General features: G+C 64.3%; 22 protein-coding genes. 19 read left to right on the top strand and 3 right to left on the bottom strand.

What is annotated here, in order from left to right; all coding sequences use genetic code 11:
• Positions 1 to 1,684, top strand: a 1,684-nt coding sequence (locus tag AX729_RS02360) for a diflavin oxidoreductase (RefSeq protein WP_197433516.1), incomplete at its 5' end; no start/stop codon positions are given.
• 154 nt (positions 1,685 to 1,838) lie between these two features.
• The gene (locus AX729_RS02355; protein WP_061020278.1) at positions 1,839 to 2,513 is read left to right on the top strand and encodes a spermine/spermidine synthase domain-containing protein; all 675 of its coding nucleotides are present in this window, start codon (positions 1,839 to 1,841) and stop codon (positions 2,511 to 2,513) included.
• Between the two features lie 30 nt (positions 2,514 to 2,543).
• Here AX729_RS02355 and AX729_RS02350 read toward each other — a convergent pair whose 3' ends face one another.
• Both AX729_RS02350 and AX729_RS02345 read right to left on the bottom strand, forming a co-directional pair.
• Positions 2,544 to 2,993, bottom strand: coding sequence for an Imm63 family immunity protein (locus tag AX729_RS02350; RefSeq protein WP_061020277.1), 450 nt, complete (start codon positions 2,991 to 2,993; stop codon positions 2,544 to 2,546).
• A gap of 17 nt (positions 2,994 to 3,010) precedes the next feature.
• Complete coding sequence (locus tag AX729_RS02345; RefSeq protein ID WP_061020276.1) at positions 3,011 to 3,925, bottom strand: alpha/beta fold hydrolase; 915 nt, start codon at positions 3,923 to 3,925, stop codon at positions 3,011 to 3,013.
• A 155-nt stretch (positions 3,926 to 4,080) separates the two neighbouring features.
• Here AX729_RS02345 and AX729_RS02340 point away from each other — a divergent pair, with 155 nt between their 5' ends.
• The 16 genes from AX729_RS02340 to AX729_RS02265 all read left to right on the top strand — a co-directional run bounded on the left by AX729_RS02340 (position 4,081) and on the right by AX729_RS02265 (position 18,304).
• Positions 4,081 to 4,461 carry a hypothetical protein gene (locus AX729_RS02340; protein ID WP_061020275.1) on the top strand — a complete coding sequence of 127 codons (381 nt, stop codon included), beginning with the start codon at positions 4,081 to 4,083 and terminating at the stop codon, positions 4,459 to 4,461.
• Positions 4,458 to 5,540 carry a PHA/PHB synthase family protein gene (locus tag AX729_RS02335; RefSeq protein ID WP_061020274.1) on the top strand — a complete coding sequence of 361 codons (1,083 nt, stop codon included), beginning with the start codon at positions 4,458 to 4,460 and terminating at the stop codon, positions 5,538 to 5,540. The genes AX729_RS02340 and AX729_RS02335 overlap by 4 nt, the downstream gene beginning before the upstream one ends.
• Positions 5,537 to 6,130 (top strand): GNAT family N-acetyltransferase, encoded by a 594-nt coding sequence (locus AX729_RS02330; RefSeq protein WP_061020273.1) that lies wholly within the window; start codon positions 5,537 to 5,539, stop codon positions 6,128 to 6,130. The genes AX729_RS02335 and AX729_RS02330 overlap by 4 nt, the downstream gene beginning before the upstream one ends.
• A gap of 193 nt (positions 6,131 to 6,323) precedes the next feature.
• A complete protein-coding gene (locus AX729_RS02325) occupies positions 6,324 to 6,779 on the top strand; it encodes a phasin (RefSeq protein WP_061020272.1) in 456 nt (151 codons plus the stop codon).
• A 167-nt stretch (positions 6,780 to 6,946) separates the two neighbouring features.
• Positions 6,947 to 8,233 carry a DUF445 domain-containing protein gene (locus tag AX729_RS02320; protein WP_061020271.1) on the top strand — a complete coding sequence of 429 codons (1,287 nt, stop codon included), beginning with the start codon at positions 6,947 to 6,949 and terminating at the stop codon, positions 8,231 to 8,233.
• Between the two features lie 198 nt (positions 8,234 to 8,431).
• Complete coding sequence (locus AX729_RS02315) at positions 8,432 to 9,202, top strand: esterase/lipase family protein (protein WP_061020270.1); 771 nt, start codon at positions 8,432 to 8,434, stop codon at positions 9,200 to 9,202.
• A 213-nt stretch (positions 9,203 to 9,415) separates the two neighbouring features.
• Complete coding sequence (gene paaX, locus AX729_RS02310; RefSeq protein ID WP_061020303.1) at positions 9,416 to 10,282, top strand: phenylacetic acid degradation operon negative regulatory protein PaaX; 867 nt, start codon at positions 9,416 to 9,418, stop codon at positions 10,280 to 10,282.
• Between the two features lie 76 nt (positions 10,283 to 10,358).
• Positions 10,359 to 11,351: a 1,2-phenylacetyl-CoA epoxidase subunit PaaA gene (gene paaA / locus AX729_RS02305; RefSeq protein ID WP_061020302.1), complete on the top strand. Its 993-nt coding sequence runs from the start codon at positions 10,359 to 10,361 to the stop codon at positions 11,349 to 11,351.
• Positions 11,352 to 11,361: 10 nt separating this feature from the next.
• Positions 11,362 to 11,649: a 1,2-phenylacetyl-CoA epoxidase subunit PaaB gene (gene paaB / locus AX729_RS02300; RefSeq protein WP_015687593.1), complete on the top strand. Its 288-nt coding sequence runs from the start codon at positions 11,362 to 11,364 to the stop codon at positions 11,647 to 11,649.
• A 136-nt stretch (positions 11,650 to 11,785) separates the two neighbouring features.
• Positions 11,786 to 12,562 (top strand): 1,2-phenylacetyl-CoA epoxidase subunit PaaC, encoded by a 777-nt coding sequence (gene paaC, locus AX729_RS02295; RefSeq protein ID WP_061020269.1) that lies wholly within the window; start codon positions 11,786 to 11,788, stop codon positions 12,560 to 12,562.
• Positions 12,556 to 13,059 carry a 1,2-phenylacetyl-CoA epoxidase subunit PaaD gene (gene paaD, locus AX729_RS02290; RefSeq protein WP_061020268.1) on the top strand — a complete coding sequence of 168 codons (504 nt, stop codon included), beginning with the start codon at positions 12,556 to 12,558 and terminating at the stop codon, positions 13,057 to 13,059. Before paaC ends, paaD begins: the two co-directional genes overlap by 7 nt.
• 2 nt (positions 13,060 to 13,061) lie before the next feature.
• Positions 13,062 to 14,144 carry a 1,2-phenylacetyl-CoA epoxidase subunit PaaE gene (gene paaE, locus AX729_RS02285; RefSeq protein ID WP_061020267.1) on the top strand — a complete coding sequence of 361 codons (1,083 nt, stop codon included), beginning with the start codon at positions 13,062 to 13,064 and terminating at the stop codon, positions 14,142 to 14,144.
• Positions 14,145 to 14,245: 101 nt separating this feature from the next.
• Entirely contained in the window at positions 14,246 to 14,695 is a 450-nt protein-coding gene (gene paaI / locus AX729_RS02280) for a hydroxyphenylacetyl-CoA thioesterase PaaI (protein WP_061020266.1), read from the top strand.
• Positions 14,696 to 14,739: 44 nt separating this feature from the next.
• On the top strand, positions 14,740 to 16,071 hold the full coding sequence (paaK, locus tag AX729_RS02275; protein WP_061020265.1) for a phenylacetate--CoA ligase PaaK: 1,332 nt from the start codon (positions 14,740 to 14,742) through the stop codon (positions 16,069 to 16,071).
• A gap of 51 nt (positions 16,072 to 16,122) precedes the next feature.
• The gene (locus AX729_RS02270; RefSeq protein ID WP_061020264.1) at positions 16,123 to 17,127 is read left to right on the top strand and encodes a quinone oxidoreductase family protein; all 1,005 of its coding nucleotides are present in this window, start codon (positions 16,123 to 16,125) and stop codon (positions 17,125 to 17,127) included.
• Positions 17,128 to 17,248: 121 nt separating this feature from the next.
• Positions 17,249 to 18,304, top strand: coding sequence for a YeeE/YedE family protein (locus tag AX729_RS02265; protein WP_061020263.1), 1,056 nt, complete (start codon positions 17,249 to 17,251; stop codon positions 18,302 to 18,304).
• On the opposite strand, the gene AX729_RS02260 is transcribed toward AX729_RS02265, so the two are convergent.
• Positions 18,283 to 19,197 (bottom strand): DMT family transporter, encoded by a 915-nt coding sequence (locus AX729_RS02260; protein WP_061020262.1) that lies wholly within the window; start codon positions 19,195 to 19,197, stop codon positions 18,283 to 18,285. The two genes, AX729_RS02265 and AX729_RS02260, sit on opposite strands and share 22 nt — an antisense overlap.
• Positions 19,198 to 19,277: 80 nt before the next feature.
• Between AX729_RS02260 and pdxR the strand changes: the two genes are divergently transcribed.
• Complete coding sequence (gene pdxR / locus AX729_RS02255; protein ID WP_061020261.1) at positions 19,278 to 20,726, top strand: MocR-like pyridoxine biosynthesis transcription factor PdxR; 1,449 nt, start codon at positions 19,278 to 19,280, stop codon at positions 20,724 to 20,726.
• Positions 20,727 to 20,728: the final 2 nt, after the last annotated feature.

The raw sequence follows: 20,728 nt of genomic DNA, 5'->3' as shown, positions 1-20,728 counted from the left end.
CGACCTTGCCGAAATCAACGGCTTTGGAGTGCATCTCGGGCCGCTCGACGATTATGTCGGCAAGCTGCCGCAGGAGGGCGGCGTGCTGATCATCTGCGCCTCCTACAATGGCGCGCCGCCGGACAATGCGACGCAGTTCGTCAAATGGCTTGGCAGCGACTTGCCGAACGATGCCTTCGCTGGCGTGCGCTACGCCGTGTTCGGCTGCGGTAACAGCGATTGGGCGGCGACCTATCAATCCGTGCCGCGCTTCATCGACGAGCAATTGTCGGCGCATGGCGCACGTGCCGTCTATCCGCGCGGCGAGGGCGATGCGCGCGGCGATCTCGACGGGCAGTTCCAGAAGTGGTTCCCGGCGGCGGCCCAGGTCGCGACCAGGGAGTTCGGCATCGACTGGAATTTCACCCGCACCGCCGAAGAGGATCCGCTCTATGCGATCGAGCCGGTGGCGGTGACCGCCGTCAACACCATCGTCGCCCAGGGCGGCGCGGTCGCGATGAAGGTGCTGGTGAATGACGAACTCCAGAACAAGAATGGCCCTAATCCGTCGGAGCGTTCGACCCGTCATATCGAGGTGCAGCTGCCGTCCAACGTTGCCTATCGCGTCGGCGATCACCTCAGCGTCGTTCCGCGCAACGACCCGACGCTGGTGGACTCGGTCGCGCGCCGCTTCGGCTTCCTCCCGGCCGACCAGATCAGGTTGCAGGTCGCCGAAGGCCGGCGTGCACAATTGCCGGTCGGCGAGGCCGTGTCGGTCGGCCGTCTGCTCAGCGAGTTCGTGGAGCTTCAGCAGGTGGCGACGCGCAAGCAGATCCAGATCATGGCCGAGCACACCCGTTGCCCCGTGACCAAGCCGAAGCTGCTGGGCTTCGTCGGCGAGGAACCTGAAACGCTCGAGCGCTATCGCAACGAGATATTGGCCAGGCGCAAATCGGTGTTCGACCTGCTGCTCGAATATCCCGCCTGCGAACTGCCATTCCACGTCTATCTGGAGATGCTCTCGCTGCTGGCCCCGCGCTATTACTCGATCTCGTCATCGCCATCGGTCGATTCGGCGCGTTGCACCATCACTGTCGGCGTGGTCGAAGGTCCGGCAGCCTCCGGCCGCGGCACCTACAAGGGCATCTGCTCGAACTATCTCGCCAACCGTCGTGTGGGCGACGTGATCTACGCCACCGTGCGTGAGACCAAGGCAGGTTTCCGGCTTCCCGATGATCCCTCCGTGCCTATCATCATGATCGGCCCGGGCACGGGGCTTGCGCCGTTCCGAGGCTTCCTCCAGGAGCGCGCCGCGCGGAAGGCGAAGGGCGCCGCGCTTGGTCCTGCCATGCTGTTCTTTGGCTGCCGTCACCCGGACCAGGATTTTCTATATGCGGATGAGCTGAAGGCGATGGCGGCAAGCGGCATCACCGAGCTCTTCACCGCGTTCTCGCGCGCCGATGGACCGAAAACCTATGTGCAGCACGTTCTCGCCGCGCAGAAGGACAAGGTCTGGCCTCTGATCGAGCAGGGCGCGGTCATCTATGTCTGCGGCGACGGCGGCAAGATGGAGCCCGACGTGAAGGCCGCACTGGTCGCGATCCAGCGCGAGAAGACTGGCAGCGATGCCGCCACGGCTACGCGCTGGATCGAGGAGATGGGCGCGAAGAACCGCTATGTGCTGGACGTCTGGGCGGGTGGGTAATATTCGGATCGTAGGGTGGGTTAGTCGAGCGGGTTGCGCGAAGCGCGAGCCACTCGGCGTAACCCACCATGCTTCAGCATGTGCGGGACGAAGTTGGTGGGTTACGCCTGCGGCTAACCCACCCTACGAAATCGGATCGTGCTAAACGTCTGGCATGATTCCCTGGGAAAAAATCGACACCGCCAAAATCCCCGGCTCCGACGAGGAACTCCGCCTGATGCGGCGGGGCAAGGAGTTCTCAATCAAGCTCGGTAGCAACGAGCTGATGAACAATCGCCTGTCGGGCTCGGAAGCCGCGCTCGCGACGCTCGCGGCCAAGCAGATCGAGAAGGTTGCAAAGCCGGTCGTCCTCATCGGTGGCCTCGGCATGGGCTTCACCCTGCGCGCGGCGCTGGCCGTGCTCGGAAGCAAGGCGAAGATCGTGGTCTCCGAGCTGGTCCCGTCTGTCGTCGCCTGGGCACGAGGCCCGATGGCGGAGGTCTTCGGCAACAGTCTCGATGACGCCAGGGTGAGTATCCGGGAAACCGATGTCGGCGAAATCATCCGGGCAAAGCGGTCGGCTTTCGACGCCATCCTCCTCGACGTCGACAACGGGCCGGAAGGACTGACCCGCAAGGGCAATGATGCGCTCTACAGTGCGAGCGGGTTGACGGCAGCCAGGACAGCGCTGCGGCCGGGTGGCGTGCTCGCCGTGTGGTCGTCAGGGCCGAACCTCGCCTTCACCAAGCGCCTCGGCCGCGCCGGCTTCGATGTCAATGAAGTCGCTGTCCGGGCCACCGGCAGAGGCGGCGGCGCGCGCCATGTGATCTGGATGGCCAGGAAGAGATAGGCCCCGTGCCTCCGCCCAGTTCAGCCTGTTCTAGATGCGCTCGCCGTCTCGCCGCATCCGATTGACGGCTTTGGCCGGCTCGTCATCGTAAGGCCAACGTTCGAGGATGCCGGCAATCTCCCGTTCGAGGCGCTTTGCCATGTCGGCGTCGATGCGCCGTATTAGTTCGATCTGTCTTGGAAAGGCGATGCGGCGACAGTCCTGGTTCTCGATGCGGTGCATCATCTCGTAGGCGAATGCGAGGCCATGGGTGACGTCCCTGAATATCCAATAGAGCAGATCATTGTAATCGGCGCTGGGCCGGCGGTCGATCTCCGTTCCCCGTTCGACGATCACATAATGATAGCGATCGGCGTCGATCTCGACATGGGGATAGCCGAAGTCGCGCGAACGACCATAGGTGGGCAGCTCGTCCCGTTTGGCGCCGATCCGGGTCGCCCGCGCGGCAACGTCTGCTTCGATATCCTGCAAGGTTTTCATGTGAGGGGGGCTCGGACTCAAGCCGCCTGCGCTGCCGCGCCGTGCGCATGCGTGTCGATGGCCCCGATGATCTCGGGCCAGAATCGCATCGGCAGGGCGTGACCCATGCCTTCGATCATCAACAGCTTGGCATTCGGGATTGACACCGCCGTGTCCTTGCCGCCTTCGGGGCGGACCAGGGGATCGACCGTGCCGTGGATGACGAGCGTCGGCGTCTTCACGCTATGCAGCCGTTCCTTGCGGCTGCCGGAGGCAAGCACGGCGCGGAGCTGCCGTCCGACGCCGGCCGGATTGAGCCCGCGCGCGAACACGCGCTCGGCACGTTCGAGGTCGAGCGCTTCCTCTTCCGGAAAGGACCCGGCGCGCAACACTTTCCATGTCTGTCCGTAGCGGACGATGAACTCCTCCTTGCTGCGCGGCGGCGGCGCCATCAGCATCGCCGCGGCCTCGCGTGTCGGCGGCGGCACCCGCGGATTGCCCGTGGTCGACATGATCGATGTCAGCGAACGCACGCGGTGGGGAAACGACAACGCCACCTCCTGTGCGATCATGCCGCCCATGGAGGCGCCGACCAGATGCGCCGACTTGATGCCGAGCGCATCCATCAGGCCGACCGTGTCCTTGGCCATGTCGATCAGCTTGTAGGTTGCGGCAACGGGAATCCTGAGAAAACGCAGCTTCAGCAGTTCGAGCGGCGTCAGGCGCTTGCCGCCCGTGAGGTGGCTCGACTTGCCGATGTCGCGGTTGTCGAAGCGGATCACGCGGAAGCCGCGCGCGGCGAGCTGCTCGCAGAACGCATCGTCCCAATGGATCATCTGCGCCCCGAGCCCCATGATCAGCAGCAACGGCTCTGCATTGTCGTTGCCGAAAATCTCGTAGCAGATGTCGATGCCGTTGGCGCGGACGGTCTGGGGTGGCTGATGGGCGGTCACGGGTTCCTCCTGCTGATCGTGATGTATCGCACGGTTTCGTTCGGCGAAGAAGCCGCGTGCGCGACGCCGCTGCTTGCCGGTTGACCGGCACCTCGCAACGGTGTGGTATGGCGAGAAAAGAAGGGTGCAAAGCCCTCCACATCGGGAGGACGCTAATGACCGACAAGATCACCGATCCGGTCGCCCTGTGGCAGAAGATGGTCGGCGAGATGGAGAAGGGTTTCAACTCCTTCGCGACGAAGGCGATGGAGACGCCTGAATTCTCGCAAGCCGTGAACCGCGCCGGCGGCGTTGCTGCAGGTGCTCAGAAGCAGTTCGGCGATCTCATGGAGAAATATCTACTTTCCATGAACCTGCCGAGCCGCGAGCAGATCACCGGTATCGCGGAGAGGCTTCAGTCGATTGAAGGTCAACTCGGCGAGATCAAGGCGATGCTGAGCCAGATGTCTGCCAATTCGGGTGCGTATCAGGCCGGCGCCGCTCCGCGTCCGCCACGCACGAAACGTCCGCCGTCCGAAGGCGGAGACGAGAAATGAACGCGCCGACGGGACTTGATTTCGCCGGGATCCCGGAGCGGATCCAGTCCGAGGTGCAGCGCGCCATCATGCGCAGCATCAAGGGCGTCGAATATCTCTCGACCTCGGGCCCGTCGCTCGGCTCGACGCCCAAGGACGTGCTGCATTCGCGCGGCACCATGAACCTCTATCACTATCGGCCGATGTCGGACGAGATCTATCGCGTGCCGGTGCTGATCGTGATGGCGACCACCAACCGCGGCTACATCCTCGACCTCGTGCCCGGCCAGAGCTTCATCGAGTTCCTGCTGAGGCGCGGCTACGACGTCTACATGCTGGACTGGACCGCGCCGCGGCCGGAAGAGAAGAGCCTGAGCATGGAGGACTATGTCCTCGATTTCATCCCGGATTGCGTCCGCCGCGTGCAAGCCGATTGCGGCGAGCAGGATGTCTCCATCATCGGCTATTGCTTCGGCGGCGTGCTGTCGTTGCTCTACGGCTCGATCCACAAGGATGGGCCGATGAAGAATCTGATCTGCTTCACCACGCCGGTCGACTTCCGCGAGATGAAGCTGTTCTCGAATTTCTCCGACCGCCGCTATTTCGACGTCGATCGTCTCGTCGACAGCGTCGGCAACGTGCCGCCGGAGATGATCCTGTCCTCCTTCGAGATGCTGCGCCCGGCCTCGCGCACGGTGAGCCAGATCCAGCTCTGGGAGAACATCTGGAACGACGAATTCGTCAAGTCCTACCGCATGTTCGACCGCTGGGCGACGGATACGCTGCCGCTGGCAGGCGAATATTTCCGCACCATCACCAAGGACCTGATGTGGGACAACAAGCTGTTCAACGACACCATGTCGGTCGGCGGCCGCGCGGCGAAGCTGGAAGACATCAAGGTGCCGATCCTGCATGCGGTCGCCGAGCATGACCACATCGTGCCGTATGAGGCCGCCAAGCACCTGATCGCCAAGGTCGGCTCGGCGGACAAGGAGGAGGTGATCCTGAAAGGCGGGCACGTCTCTCTGGTCGCCGGCGCCAACGCAGTGAAACGGCTTTGGCCGAAACTGGACTCCTGGCTGGGGAAGAGGTCGACATGAGCGAGCAGCGTTCCTATCCGCGTCAGGTCAAGACCGACGCCGGCGATATCGAGATCCGGCTGATGTCGCCGGCGGACGAAGCTGCGGTGCTCACCTTCGGCAAGGGCCTGCCGACGCACGATCTCCTTTTCCTGCCACGCAACATCAGCGAACCCAAGGTGCTGTCGGCCTGGGTGAAGGAGATCGAGCGAGGCGCGATCCAGAGCCTGCTCGCGGTGAGAGAGGGCAGGGTCGTCGGCTGCGGCACGCTGGTGCGCGATCCACACTCCTGGTCGCCCCATGTCGGCGAGATCCGCATGGTGGTCTCGCCCGAAGTTCGCGGGAAGGGAGTGGGCAAGGCGCTGTCGCAGGAGACCTTTGCGCTCGCGCTTGGCGCCGGTCTGGAGAAGCTCTCGGTCCAGATGACCGTCGACCAGCAGGCGGCGATCGCCCTGTTCGAGAGCCTTGGCTTCAAGGCCGAGGCGCTCCTGCGCGACCATGTCCGGGACATCGACGGCAAGACCCACGACATCGTCGTGCTCGGGCACAACGTCGCGCAGGTCCGGGCGCAGATGGAAGCCTATGGACTGCCGGGCGCCGTCCAGCACTGAGCCGGTGATCGGGTCAATTCAGCCTATCGAGCCGGCACGGCGCCTCGCAGGGCGGAAGTTCACGATTTCGTGATATCGCATCGCAACATTTATGTTGCGGTGCACAATTAACCATGCCATATAGGCCATGCCCCGGGCCAATGCGGACGGGGTGAGCCCATAGCTCAAATCAATTGAGGATGGAGAGAACCCCATGACCACCGAAACCAATACTGCCTTCGAGGGCTTCAAGGACGCTTTCAAGAACATCCAGAACCTGGAAGTTCCCGAGGCTGCCCGCGAATTCGTCAAGAAGACTGCCAGCACTGCCAAGGACCGCGCTGCCGAGGTGTTCGCCGGCTCCGAGCGGGTGACCGCTGCCGTCGAAAACGCGGTGACCGAGACTGTCACCGAGGCCGGCAAGATCAGCCGCAACATCCAGCAGGCGATCTACGAGGATGCCGAGGCGTTCTTCTCGGGCATCGACAAGCTCGCGTCCGCGAAGTCGATCAGCGAGGCCGTCGAAATCCAGTCGAGCCTGCTCCGCGCCCGCGGCGAAGTGTTCGTCTCGCGTGCCAAGGCGACCGCCGACTATTTCGGCAAGCTCGCCGCCAACGGCGCGAAGTCCGCTCAGGACAATTTCGCCAAGGTCTACAGCAAGACCGCCTGATCCGGCGCCTGAGTAGAAACTGAATTTGAGGCCCGCTTCGGCGGGCCTTTTGTTTGTGGCTCTGTGTCGCCGTCGTTTCGAGGGAAGCGCAGTAATCCGGATTGCTTCCACGGACAGATTCTGGATTGCTTCGCTTCGCTCGCAATGACGAGTAGTGTGATGCAGCGATGACTCCACCCACTACCTTCTCCTTCGATACCCCCGGCGATGCCGAGCGCGCGGCCGAGCTGCGCCGCGTGAAAGCGCTGGCGACTCTGGTGCTGGCCGCGACGCTTCTGCTCTTCATCATCGCGAAATGGCTGCTGCCCGTCCATCCCGTGTTCGGCTTCGTCGCGGCCTTCGCCGAGGCTGCGACGATCGGCGGGCTCGCCGATTGGTATGCGGTGGTGGCGCTGTTCAAGCGGCCGCTCAGCCTGCCGATCCCGCACACGGCGATCATCCAGAGCAATCAGGCCCGCATCGCCGACAAGCTCGGCGAGTTCATCCAGGTGCATTTCCTCGAAGCCGGTCCCGTCGAGGCCAAGCTGAAGGAGATCGATTTCGGCTCCTTCGTTGCGGACTGGCTGCGTGACCGCAAGCGCAGTGACGACCTCGCACGCTTTGCGCTGCGTCTGCTGCCGGAAGCCGTCTCCTCGACCGAGACCTCCGGCCTGATGACCTTCATCGTCCGCCGCATGTCCACGCAGCTCCAGGCGATCGACCTCGCGCCGCTCGTGGCCGGTACGCTGCGCGGCTTCGTCGCGGAGGGGCGGCACCAGATCCTGTTCGACGATCTCTTGCTCGTGATGCACGAGACGCTGAACCAGAAGGAAACGATGGCGATGATCCGCGAGAAGGTGCGTGCGGAGCTGCCAACCCTGCTCAGGCTCTATCGCGCCGACAAGTTTCTGGTGAACAAGATCGTTGCCTCCGCCACCGCGTTCTTCAATGAGGTGAGCAGCGATTCCAAGCATCCGTTCCGCGGCGAGTTCGATCGCATGGTGCTGAGCTTCGTCGATCGGCTCGGTACCGACCAGGCCTATATCGACCGCATCGCCGGTCTGAAGCGCGATCTGCTCGCGCGTCCAGAGCTTGCCGATCTGGCCCGCACCCTCTGGGCCAACATGCGCTCCTTCATCGAGCGCAGTGCGAGCGGTGAGACGCAGGTGCTCCAGCATCATCTCGCCGGCATGTTCGTCGCGGCCGGCGAGGCGCTCGCCGGGGATGCCGAGCTGCGCGGCGAGATCAACAAGGGCCTTGTCGCGGTGCTGCGCAGCTTTGTCGCCGACCAGAAGAGCGGCGTCTCCACCTTCATCTCCGACCAGGTCAAGGCGTGGAATATGACGCAGCTGATCTCGCTGATCGAAATCAACATCGGCCGGGACCTGCAATACATCCGCTTCAACGGTTCGCTGATCGGCGGTCTCGCCGGTCTCGCGCTCTATTCCGTAGAATTCCTGCTTCGATTGCTGTGATATTTGCGTCACGGCCGTTAGCATTAACGTGCGGGCCTATTGTCGCCCCGCGCCTCTCCGGCTTGAATGTCGGGAACCGGCCGCCTAGCTGATTCATGTTGCGCTGCGGAACGATCGAGAAGCCGGTGCATTGAATTCGTGCCCATTTGCCGGCCTCGCAGCCGGCGGCCTTTCCAGGAATCTCCCAGGGGAACATCGATGACCGCAACTGCCCAGACGCTGCGTCCGCCGTCCCGCACCTTGATGTTTCTCGAGGGACGCGCGATCCACGAGTTCGGCGCTTTCCTCGGCGCGCTGCCGCTCCTCAGCCTCGCGCCACGCGGCGATGGGCATCCGGTGCTGGTGCTGCCCGGCCTCGTGGCCTCCGATGTATCCACCCGTGCGCTGCGCACGTTTCTGACCAGCAAGGGCTATGCGGTGAGCGGCTGGCGCCAAGGTCGCAATTATGGCCTGCGCGAGGGCGTGCAGGACGCCATGGTCGATCTGGTCCAGGAGCTCAGCGACAAGCACGCGCGCAAGATCAGCCTGGTCGGCTGGAGCCTCGGCGGTCTCTATGCCCGCCAGCTCGCCAAGATGATGCCGGAGCGCGTGCGCCAGGTGATCACGCTCGGCAGTCCCTTCGCCGGCGATCCGCGATCGACCAACGCCTGGCGCGTCTACGAATGGGCGAGCGGGCGCAAGGCCGATGAGGTCGATCCGCATTTCGGCGGAGAGCTTGCCGTGCCGCCGCCGGTGCCGACCACCTCCATCTTCAGCCGCACCGACGGTGTCTGCGCCTGGCAGGGCTGCATGGAGAAAGCGGGCGCACAGACCGAAAGCATCGAGGTGGAGAGCAGCCATTGCGGCATGGGCCATCATCCCGCCGTGGTCTATGCGGTGGCCGAGCGGCTTGCGCAGAAGGAGGGCCAGTGGAGCCCATTCGATCGCAGCGGTTGGCGCGGCGTGGTTTATCCCGACCCGCACAGGTAGCGCTTTTCTTCACCTCGCCCCGCTTGCGGGGAAAGGTCGGATCGCATCGGAGATGCGATCCGGGTGAGGGGCACTCTCCGCGAATCCAACTCTCATCGACTCTGCGGAGACTCCCCCTCATCCCAACCTTCTCCCCGCAAGCGGGAGAAGGAGTAGAGGCATTGTCGTTACCGTCCATTGTCGCGCCCGTATCAAACGCGCTATGCCTCGCGCATGGCGCATCCGCTCTCCCGCATCATCGACCAGCTCAAGCGCGAGCCGTCGCGCACCGGCTCCATCGTCATCACCGTGTTCGGCGACGCCATCGTGCCGCGCGGCGGCTCGGTGTGGCTGGGGACGCTGCTGGAATTCTTCGAAAGTCTGGATATCGATAGCGGCGTGGTCCGCACCGCGATGTCGCGGCTTGCTGCCGACGGCTGGCTGACGCGCGAAAAAGTCGGGCGAAACAGTTTCTATCGTCTGGCCGACAAGGGCAGGCAGACCTTTGAAGCTGCCACGCGCCACATCTACGATCCGCCGCCATCGGACTGGACCGGCCGCTTCGAGTTGCTCCTGATCGGCAATGGCGAGGATCGCGACGCCTCGCGTGAGGCGCTGCGCAATGCCGGCTTCGGCAGTCCTCTGCCGGGCGTCTGGGTCGCGCCGTCGGGCGTGCCGGTCCCGGACGAGGCTGCGGGCGCCATCCGTCTCGAAGTCTCGGCAGAGGATGACAGCGGGCGTCGTCTGCTGAGCGCGAGCTGGCCGCTCGATCGCACCGCGGACGCCTATCTGAAATTCATGAAGACGTTCGAGCCGCTCCGCGCCGCGATCGCGCGCGGCACGGATTTGTCCGAGGCCGATGCCTTCACCGCGCGGATCCTGCTGATCCACTACTATCGCCGTGTCGTGCTGCGCGACCCGCTGCTGCCCGAGAGCCTGCTGCCGCCCGATTGGCCGGGCCACGCCGCTCGGGAACTCTGTGGCGAGATCTATCGCGCGCTCCTCGCTCCATCGGAACAATGGCTCGACGGCCATGGAATCAACGAGAAGGGGGCGTTGCCGGCGGCCCGGAAGCTCCTGGAACGGAGGTTCGGCGCTTGATTTTTATGTTACAGAAATATCTTGCATGAGGTGATTTCTGTTATATATTCCCTCCCAATAAATCGGGAGGATGCGCATGTATACCCAGGCGCTGAATACGGCCGAGACCGACGACCGCGGTCTCGAGGACGCGGCAAAGGCTGCCCAGTTTCAGGCCCGCATCGACGCCGAAGAGCGCATCGAGCCGAACGACTGGATGCCGGCGGCCTACCGCAAGACGCTCACCCGCCAGATCTCCCAGCACGCCCATTCTGAAATCGTCGGCATGCTGCCCGAGGGCAACTGGATCACCCGCGCGCCGACATTGCGCCGCAAGGCCGCGCTGCTTGCCAAGGTGCAGGACGAGTGCGGTCATGGCCTCTATCTCTACGCTGCCGCCGAGACGCTCGGCGCCTCGCGCGAAGAGCTGGTCGACGCGATGCTTGCGGGCAAAGCCAAATATTCCTCTATCTTCAACTATCCGACGCTGACCTGGGCCGACATCGGCACGATCGGTTGGCTGGTCGACGGCGCCGCGATCATGAACCAGATCCCGCTGTGCCGCTGCTCCTATGGTCCCTATGCGCGCGCGATGATCCGCGTCTGCAAGGAGGAGTCGTTCCATCAGCGCCAGGGCTACGAAATCATGGTGACGCTGTGCCGCGGCTCGGACGAGCAGAAGGCGATGGCGCAGGACGCGCTGAACCGCTGGTGGTGGCCGGTGCTGATGATGTTCGGCCCGCCGGATGTCGCGAGCCAGCATAGCGACACCTCGACGAGGTGGAAGATCAAGCGCTTCTCCAATGACGAGCTGCGCCAGAAATTCGTCGATGCCACCGTACCGCAGGCGCAATATCTCGGTCTCACCATTCCCGATCCCGGCATGACGCAGGATGCCGACGGACACTGGCGCTACAGCGAGATCGACTGGACCGAATTCAAGCAGGTGCTCGCCGGCAACGGCCCGTGCAACCGCGACCGCATGGCCGCGCGCCGCAAGGCGCACGAGGAGGGCGCCTGGGTGCGTGAGGCGGCGGCCGCCTATGCCGCCAAGCGCGCGCAGCGTCAGACTGCCCAAGCTGCCGAATAGGGAGATCAAGATGGCCACGCCGAACACCCCGCTGTGGGAGGTCTTCATTCGCAGCCGCAACGGGCTCGCGCACAAGCATGTGGGATCGCTGCATGCCAGCGACGCGACGATGGCTCTGCAAGCCGCCCGCGACATCTACACCCGCCGCGGCGAGGGCCTGTCGATCTGGGTCGTGCCATCGAGCGCGATCACCGCGAGCGATCCTGCGGAAAAGGGCATGATGTTCGAGCCGGCGGAGTCGAAGATCTATCGGCATCCGACGTTCTACGAGGTGCCGGAAGAAGTGGGGCACATGTAGCGCTCTCCCCTCATGGTGAGGAGCGCGAAGCGCGTCTCGAACCATGAAGGCCCGTGAACCTGCGGCCATCCTGCGAGACGGCGCTTCGCGCCTCCTCAGGATGAGGTCGGAACAAGTGGCAAGATGGATAGGACAGATGGCCGTCGCCAACATCCAGGTCTCCGAAACACCGCTGGTGCTCTATACGCTGCGCCGCGCCGACGATGCGTTGATCCTCGGTCACAGGTTGTCGGAATGGTGCGGGCACGCGCCGATGCTGGAGGAGGACATGGCGCTCTCCAACGTCGCGCTCGACCTGATCGGCCAGGCGCGGGAGTTGTACGGCTACGCCGCGAAGGTCGAAGGCAAGGATAACGACGAGGACAAGTTCGCGTACTTGCGCGACGTCAGGCAGTACCGCAATCTGCTGCTGGTCGAGCAGCCGAATGGCGACTTCGCCCAGACGCTGGTGCGGCAGTTCTTCTATTCCGCCTTCGCCGACCTTTACTGGCGTGCCATGATGAGCTCGCGCGATATGACGCTTGCCGCCATTGCCGCCAAGTCGGAGAAGGAGAGCGCATATCACCTGCGCCACGCCTCGGAATGGATCATCAGGCTCGGAGACGGCACGGACGAAAGCCATCGACGGGCGCAAGCCGCGATTGATCATCTCTGGGCCTTCACCGGCGAGATGTTCTCGGTCGATGACGGCGAGCGTGACTTGATCCAGGCCGGCATCGCCATTGATCCGGCGAGCTTGCGCGATCGTTGGTTGACGACGCTGTCAGACGTCGTCGGCGAGGCGACGCTTGAGCTGCCCAAGAACGACTGGATGCAGCAGGGTGGTCGGTCCGGCCGGCACAGCGAGCATCTCGGCCACCTCCTGTCCGAACTGCAATCGATGCAACGCACCTTTCCGGGGCTGACATGGTGAGCGTGTCGGAGCGCGACAGCGAGCTGCGCCGGCGGGCCTGGGACGCTGCGGCAAGCGTGGTCGATCCCGAGATTCCGGTGCTGACCATCGCCGATCTCGGCGTGCTCCGCGAGGTTGCGCTCGACGGCGATCATGTCGAGGTCGCGATCACGCCTACTTATTCCGGCTGTCCCGCCATGAACATGATCGCGCTCGAAATCGAGATCGCGCTGGAGCGCGCCGGCTTTCATCATCCCAAGGTGCGCACCGTGCTGTCACCGGCCTGGACGACGGACTGGATGAGCGAGGAGGGGCGCCGCAAGCTCCGCGCCTACGGCATTGCGCCGCCGCAGTCATCAAACTCGCGCCGCACGTTGTTCGGCGAGCAGGCCGTCGCGTGCCCGCAATGCGGTTCTGACAAGACAGAATTGTTGTCCGAATTCGGCTCCACGTCTTGCAAGGCGCTGTGGCGCTGCAAGGCCTGCCGCGAACCCTTCGATTATTTCAAGTGTCATTGACCATGTCCGCAGCCGCACCGCGTTTCCATCGCCTTGCCGTCAACGACCTCCGCCGCGAGGCGTCCGACGCCATCTCGATGACCTTCGCCATTCCCGGCGAACTCGCCGGCGATTACGCCTTCACGCCTGGCCAGTACCTCACGCTGCGCACCACGCTTGACGGCGAGGAGGTACGCCGCTCCTATTCGATCTGCTCAGGCCCCGACGACGGCGAGATCCGCATCGCGGTGAAGAAGGTCGATGGCGGCGCGTTTTCGAGCTGGGCGGCGGATGAACTGAAGTGTGGCGACGAGCTCGACGTGATGACGCCGACCGGACGCTTCGGCGCGGTGCCGCCGGCCGATAGCGGGCGCATCCATGTCGGCTTTGCCGCCGGCTCCGGCATCACGCCGATCCTGTCGATCGTGAAGGGCGTGCTTGCCCGCGAGCCGGACAGCCGCTTCTTCCTGTTCTACGGCAACCGCACCACCGACAACATCATGTTCCTCGAGGCGCTCGAGGAGCTAAAGAATCGCTTCATCGATCGTCTCTCGCTCTTCCACGTCATCTCTGGCGAGGAGCAGGATATCCCGATCCTGCACGGCCGGCTCGATGGCGACAAGGTGAGGGTGCTGCTCCGCTCTCTGGTGCCGGCCGGGAGCGTCGATCACGTCTTCATCTGCGGCCCCCTTGGCATGAGCGAGCAGATCGAGGCGACCTGCCGCGATCTCGGCATCGCGGACGAACGCATCCACGTCGAGCGCTTCGTCTCCGAATTCGGCGGTAAGCCGCGGCCCAGGAAGACCGTTGCGCCCGACGCGCCGCCGAAGGCGATTGCGTCGCTGATCATCGACGGTAAGCGTCGCGACGTGCCGGTCGCCGAGGATGAGGCGATCCTCGATGCCGCGCTGCGTGCCGGGGTCGATCTGCCCTTCGCCTGCAAGGGCGGGATGTGCTCGACTTGCCGCGCCAAGCTGGTCGAGGGTGAGGCGCCGATGGACATCAACTATTCGCTGGAACCGTGGGAGTTGAAGGCCGGCTTCGTCCTGACCTGCCAGGCAAAGCCATCGTCGGAACGTGTCGTGGTCGATTATGACCATGTCTGATCGGCCAGATCAGACCCCATGAATGCAAATGCGTCGCATTATTTGACAGCTCGAGCCAACCAGCAGAACATCATGTGCAAGCATCTGGCCCGGAGAAGCGCGTGAACGTCAAAGCCGCCCTGTCGCCTGAGGATATTGCCCGCGCCTGCGCTGACGCGATGTGGGCGGAGGACGATGCGTCCAAGGGTCTCGGGATGGAGATCGTCGAGATCGGCCCCGGCTTCGCAACGCTTGCGATGACGGTGCGGCCGGACATGGTCAACGGCCAGCGCATCGCCCATGGCGGCTTCATCTTCACCCTCGCCGATTCCGCCTTCGCGTTCGCCTGCAACTCGCACAATGAGCGCGTGGTCGCGGCGCAGGGGCAGATCACCTTCATCAAGCCGGGCAAGCTCGGCGACCGCCTCATTGCGAAGGCGCGGGAGATCACCCGTGGCGGCCGCTCCGGCATCTACGATGTGCGTGTGACCGCGGGCGACACCGTCATCGCGGAATTCCGCGGGCACTCGCGCGTCATTCCCGGCGCGTGGCTGCCGGCGCAAGATCAATAAAAGACCAACAAAACAAAAGAACAGATCAATGTGGGGAAACGAGGATGGCTCTGACGAGGCTCAAGGAAGGTGCCAGTAGCTACAGCGCCGAGATGGACGCACATGAGCGCGCCTCGCGCGACGAGATCATGGCGCTGCAGAAGCAGCGGCTGGCCTGGTCGCTGAAGCACGCCTACGACAACGTCGCGCATTATCGCAAGGCCTTCGACAAGGCTGGCGTGCATCCGTCCGACTTTCGCGAGCTGTCCGACCTCGCAAAGTTTCCGTTCACGGTGAAGACCGATCTGCGCGACAACTATCCCTTCAACATGTTCGCCGTGCCGCGCGAAAAGCTGGTGCGCGTGCATGCCTCGTCCGGCACCACGGGCAAGCCGATCGTCGTCGGTTACACCCAGCGCGATATCGACACATGGTCGGAAGTGATGGCGCGGTCGATCCGTGCCGCTGGCGGGCGAACCGGCATGATCATCCACAATGCCTATGGCTACGGGCTCTTCACCGGCGGGCTGGGAGTGCATTACGGCGCCGAGAAGCTCGGCTGCACCGTGGTGCCGATCTCCGGCGGCATGACCGAGCGGCAGGTGCAGCTCATCAACGACTTCCGCCCCGACATCATCACGGTGACCCCGAGCTACATGCTGGCGATCCTCGACGAGTTCAAGCGCCAGAAGCTCGACCCGCGCCAGAGCTCGCTCAAGGTCGGCATCTTCGGAGCCGAGCCCTGGACCAATGCGATGCGCGGCGAGATCGAGGACGCCTTCGACATGGACGCGACCGATATCTACGGTCTCTCCGAGGTGATCGGTCCCGGCGTCGCGCAGGAATGTATCGAGACCAAGGACGGTCTGCACATCTGGGAGGATCACTTCTACCCCGAAGTGATCGACCCCCAGACCGGCGCAGTGCTGCCGGACGGTGAGAAGGGCGAACTCGTCTTCACCTCGCTCACCAAGGAAGCCTTTCCGGTGATCCGCTATCGCACCCGTGACTTGACGCGGCTTTTGCCGGGCACGGCACGGCCGGGCATGCGGCGGATGGAGAAGGTGACCGGCCGCTCTGACGACATGATCATCCTGCGCGGCGTCAACCTGTTTCCGACCCAGATCGAGGAAGTGCTGCTCGCGACCGACTGGTGCGGCGGGCACTTCATCCTGGAGCTCACCCGCGAAGGCCGCATGGACGAGCTGACCATCATCGCGGAGGCGCGCTCGGAGAGCTGGGACGGCCGGGGGCTCGTCGACCACGCCGACCGGGTTTCGACCCACATCAAGAACACGATCGGGATCAGCTCGAAGGTTCAGATCGTTCCCCCCGACACGCTGGAGCGCTCGCTCGGCAAGGCCAGGCGGCTCTACGACAAGCGGCCCAAGGATTGACTTGACCGCGCCCAGAGGCGACAAGGCCCGCGAGAAATCGCGGGTCTTTTCATGTCGACAGCCGATGCCAAAACCGTCGAAGCGCGCTGTGTGCGCCTTGCCTCAAAGGCTGAAAACGCTGCCGCGCTTGCGCCAGTCGTGGAGCGCCTGACACTCAAGCGCGGTCCGAACGATCTGCTGATCGAGGTGAAAGCCGCGGCCGTCAATCCATCCGACGTCAAGGCTGCGACCGGGCTGATGCCGTACGCCGTGTTTCCCCGGACCCCCGGCCGCGACTACGCAGGCGTGGTGATCGACGGGCCAGCTGATACGGTCGGACGCGAAGTGTTCGGCTCCTCCGGCGATCTCGGAATCCGTCGTGACGGCACCCATGCCTCCCATCTCGTGGTCGAGGCTGATGCCGTCGTGGAGAAGCCGAAGACGGTGTCCTGGGAGGAGGCCGCCGGTATCGGCGTGCCCTTCGTTACCGCGATGGAAGGCTTTCGCCGCGCAGGCCTGCCGAAGAGCGGCGAGACCGTGCTGGTGTTCGGCGTCAATGGCAAGGTCGGACAGGCCGCGGTTCAGATCGCGACCTGGCAGGGCGCGCGCGTCATCGGCGTGGTGCGCAAGACGGAAGCCTATGAGGGGCATAGCAGCGCGCCGGTCGAGGTGATCGACGCATCGGCCACTGACGTTGCCACGCGCGTGCGAGAGTTGACCGGCGGGAAGGGCGCCGACATCGTCTTCAACACCGTCGGCGATCCCTATTTCCAGGCCGCGCACAAATCGCTTGCGCTGCGTGGCCGCCAAATCCTGATCGCCGCGATCGACCGCATCGTGCAGTTCAACATCCTCGAATTCTATCGTGGCCAGCACACCTATGTCGGCATCGACACGCTCGGCCTGTCGTCAGCGGCCACAGGCGCGGTGCTGCGCGATCTTGCTCCGGGCTTTGCGAGCGGACATCTGAAGCCGTTCCCGATCCAGTCGAATGCCGTCTATCCGCTCGAGCGCGCCAAGGAAGCCTATGTCGCCGTCGCTGGATCGTCGCGCGACCGAGTCATCCTGAAGCCGTAACAAGCCGTCATTGCGAGCGCAGCGAAGCAAATCCGGAAGTGTATCGTGGAGACAGTCTGGATTGCTTCGTCGCATCGCTCCTCGCAATGAGGGAGAATGGCGAGAGTTCTGAGAACAATCGATGGAATCTGCGCAACTCGTCATCCTCGCCGGTCTCGTCATCGGGCTGGTCTACGGCGCCGTCGGCTTGCTCAGCGGTTTCTGCCTGATGAGCAGCATGCGCGGCTTTCTGGCGGAAGGAGACGGTCGGCTGGTGCGGAGCTATGCGCTGGCGATCGCCGTCGCGATCGCGGCGAGCCAGCTCCTTGCCGGCAGCGGCATGGTCGATCTCGGCAAGTCGATCTACCTGCAGCAGTCATTCTCGGTGCCTGTGCTCTTCCTCGGCGGCCTGCTGTTTGGCTACGGCATGGTGCTATCGAACGGCTGCGGCTCGCGGGCGCTGGTACTGCTCGGCCGCGGCAATCTCCGTTCCTTCGTCGTCGTGATCGTGCTCGCCATTGCCGCGCAGATGACGCTGAAGGGCCTGATCGCGCCGGCACGCATCGCGCTGGTTCAGGCGTCGCAAACGACTGTCAGCGCAAATTCGCTGCCGTCCTTGCTGGTGTTGCTCGGTCTCACGGAATCGCTTTCGCGCGCGTTTGCCGCAGCCGCGATCGTTTTGGCGCTGGTCCTGTTCGCTTTTGCTCACCCGGCGTTTCGTCGTTCGCCGGGTCAGATCGCGGCAGGTGTCATTGTGGGCGTGATCGTTGCCGCCGGCTGGTTCGTCACCGGCTATCTCGGCGCCGACGACTTCAATCCCGTCCCGGTGACCTCGCTCACTTTCGTCGCGCCGATCGCGGACGCGCTGCAATACGCCATGTTGTCGACCGGGCTGACACTCAACTTCGGCGTCGCGACGGTAGCCGGCGTCTTTGCCGGCAGCCTTGCGGCGGCGATCGCGACGGGCCGCTTCAAGCTTGAAGGCTATTCCTCACCGCGCCACATGCTGCGCTCGGGCAGCGGCGCGGCGCTGATGGGCGTTGGCGGCGTAATGGCGTTCGGCTGTTCGATCGGGCAGGGGCTGACCGGCGTATCGACGCTTGCGTTGGGCTCGTTCGTGGCGCTCGCCGGCATCCTGCTCGGCACCACGGCAGGTCTGCGCGGTGCGCTGCGGGTTCAGCCGCTCACAGTGGCCTGACCGCGCAGCAGTCGATCGCCGAGCGTCGCTAGGCCTATGCCGGTAACGATCAGTCCGGCCGCGATGACAAGGCTCGTGTCGATTGGCTCGCCCAGCAGAATCGCAGCGCTGGCGATGCCGACGAGGGGCGTCGCGGTGGTCCCGAGTGACGTGGTCAGCGCCGAGATGCTCTTGTTGACCATCGACATCGCCCAATAGGCCAGCACCGTCCCGATCAGGCCCGAATACAGGAATAGCGACACAAGCCTCCATGACCACTCGACGTGCGGCAGCCCGTCGATGATCATCGCCAGTGTCGAAAGCACGGCCGTGGCCACGAGCACCTGCCAGAGCAGAAGCTGAAGCGGAGACGCGATCCAGCGATGCGCGCGAAGATAGATGATGTTCGCGGCCCAGCAGATCGCGGCGAGGATGACCATGCCGGCGCCGAGCAAGATTCCTGCATTGGTCCAGTCGATCGAGGACGGATTCAGGATGACGGCAAGCCCGATCAGTCCGAGCAGGGCGCCGGCAAGCTTCGGCGCGGTCGGCGTGTCCTTTCCGAGGATGAGCGCGGCGAGTGCGACCCAGAGCGGCGTGGTGTAACCGAGCACGACGCCCTTGCTCGCGGGCAGGAAGCGCAGGCCCGCGGCGACGAGGATCGAGAACAGCGTCATGTGCAGCAGCGCGACGCTGAAGATGACCGGAACGTCGCGTCGTTCCGGGATCACCAAATTCTTGTTCAGTCCGAGGATCAGCGCGAGTCCGACCAGAGCGATCCAACTTCTGATCGCTGCGGTCCACAGCGGTGGAACGAATTGCACGAGTTGCTTCGTCACCGACCAGTTCACGCCCCAGGCCAGCACGACGATGAGGAACAGGCCGAAGGCCGCGCGGGGTGAAAGTGAGTTCATCGGAGTCCTTGAAGCAGTCCAGTTCGCCGGATAGCATCGCTGCTGGCACCTGAAAAAGTGCCAGATCGGAGAATAGTAAGATGCCAGTTTCGGGAGAGGTGATCTCCGCTCTGATCGACCTGAAACGGACGGCCGACGCAGGGCTGGTGACGCAGTTGACGAGCCAGCTTAGAGACCTGATCGCGATCGGCCGTCTCGGGAAAGGCCATGCGCTGCCCTCGAGCCGTCGGCTCGCGGACGATCTCGGCGTCTCCCGCAACACCGTCACTCATGCGTACGAGCAGCTTGCCGCCGAGGGATATCTCGAGGCCTCGCAGGGTCGCCGACCGGTGATCGCGGTCGATGGCCGCGCGCGTATCGAACGGACGGGCGCCGTCGTATCGAGCGTGCGCTCCGCAGGGCCGCAGCTCTCCCCCTGGGCTTCCAGCCTCAAGCAGACCGACTGGCCGATGTCCTATCAGGGAGAGCTGAAGCCGTTACGCCCGGGGCACGGCGATTTCAGGGAGTTTCCGAACGAGGTCTGGGCGCGCTGTCTGCGCCGTAACGCCGTAGGTGCGGCCAAGCGTGAGCTCGGACCAGTGAACCGAGCGCGCCTACGCGAGGCGTTGGCGTATTATCTCGCCACCAGCAGGGGCGTTCGCGCCGCGGCGGAGCAGATCATGATCCTGCCGAGCGCGCAGGCGGCGCTGACCCTGATCGCGACCGTCCTGATTTCGCCTGGCGACGACGTCTGGGTCGAAGATCCCGGTTACCCCGGCGCTGTGGCTGCCTTCCGGGCCTCCGGCGCACGCGTGACCGGTATCGGACTGGACGAGCAGGGCATGCAACGGATGCCCGGCCTTGCGGCGCCGAAGCTCATCTTCATGACGCCCTCGCATCAGCATCCGACCGGGCGGCTGATGTCGCTCGCCCGCCGCAGCGAGTTTCTCAGCCTAAGCAGACCGGGCAAGACCTTGATCGTGGAGGACGATTACGACGGCGAGTTCCACTATGACAGCCGGCCGGTGCCGGCTTTGCAGGGGCTCGATGCCCATGGCCGCGTGTTCTATGTCGGCACCTTCTCGAAGGCGATGACATCGGACATCCGGCTCGGCTATCTCGTCGCCCCGCCGACGCTGGTCAGGACTCTGGAGGTCGCGCAGCGGCATGTCGGGCTGATCGCTGCCAGCCACGTTCAGGAGGCGCTCGCCGAGTTCATTGCGGACGGCCATTTCCTCGCGCATCTGCGCCGGATGCGCCGCCTCTATCGTGCGCGGCGCGATCACCTCGTCGAGGAACTGGAGCGACGACTGGGCGGAATTCTCTCGGTCGAAGTGCCTCCGGGCGGCATCCAGCTCGTCGCCCGCCTCAACCGTGGCCGCACTGATCGGGTGGCGGCAAAGCGATTGGTTGCGGCGGGCGTCGAAACGCGCGCCTTGTCGAGCCTGGCGGTTGGCCGGCCCCGCGATCACGGCCTGCTGCTCGGCTTTGCGGCGTGGCGCGAGAGCGAGATCAGCGCGGCCGTGCGGACGATGGCATCATGCTTCTAGTG

Origin of the sequence: Bradyrhizobium sp. CCH5-F6, assembly GCF_001556045.1 — a bacterium.
Classification (GTDB): domain Bacteria; phylum Pseudomonadota; class Alphaproteobacteria; order Rhizobiales; family Xanthobacteraceae; genus Bradyrhizobium.
The sequence above is the reverse complement of the archived record's forward strand: the minus strand, read 5'-3'. Positions and strand labels throughout refer to the sequence as shown.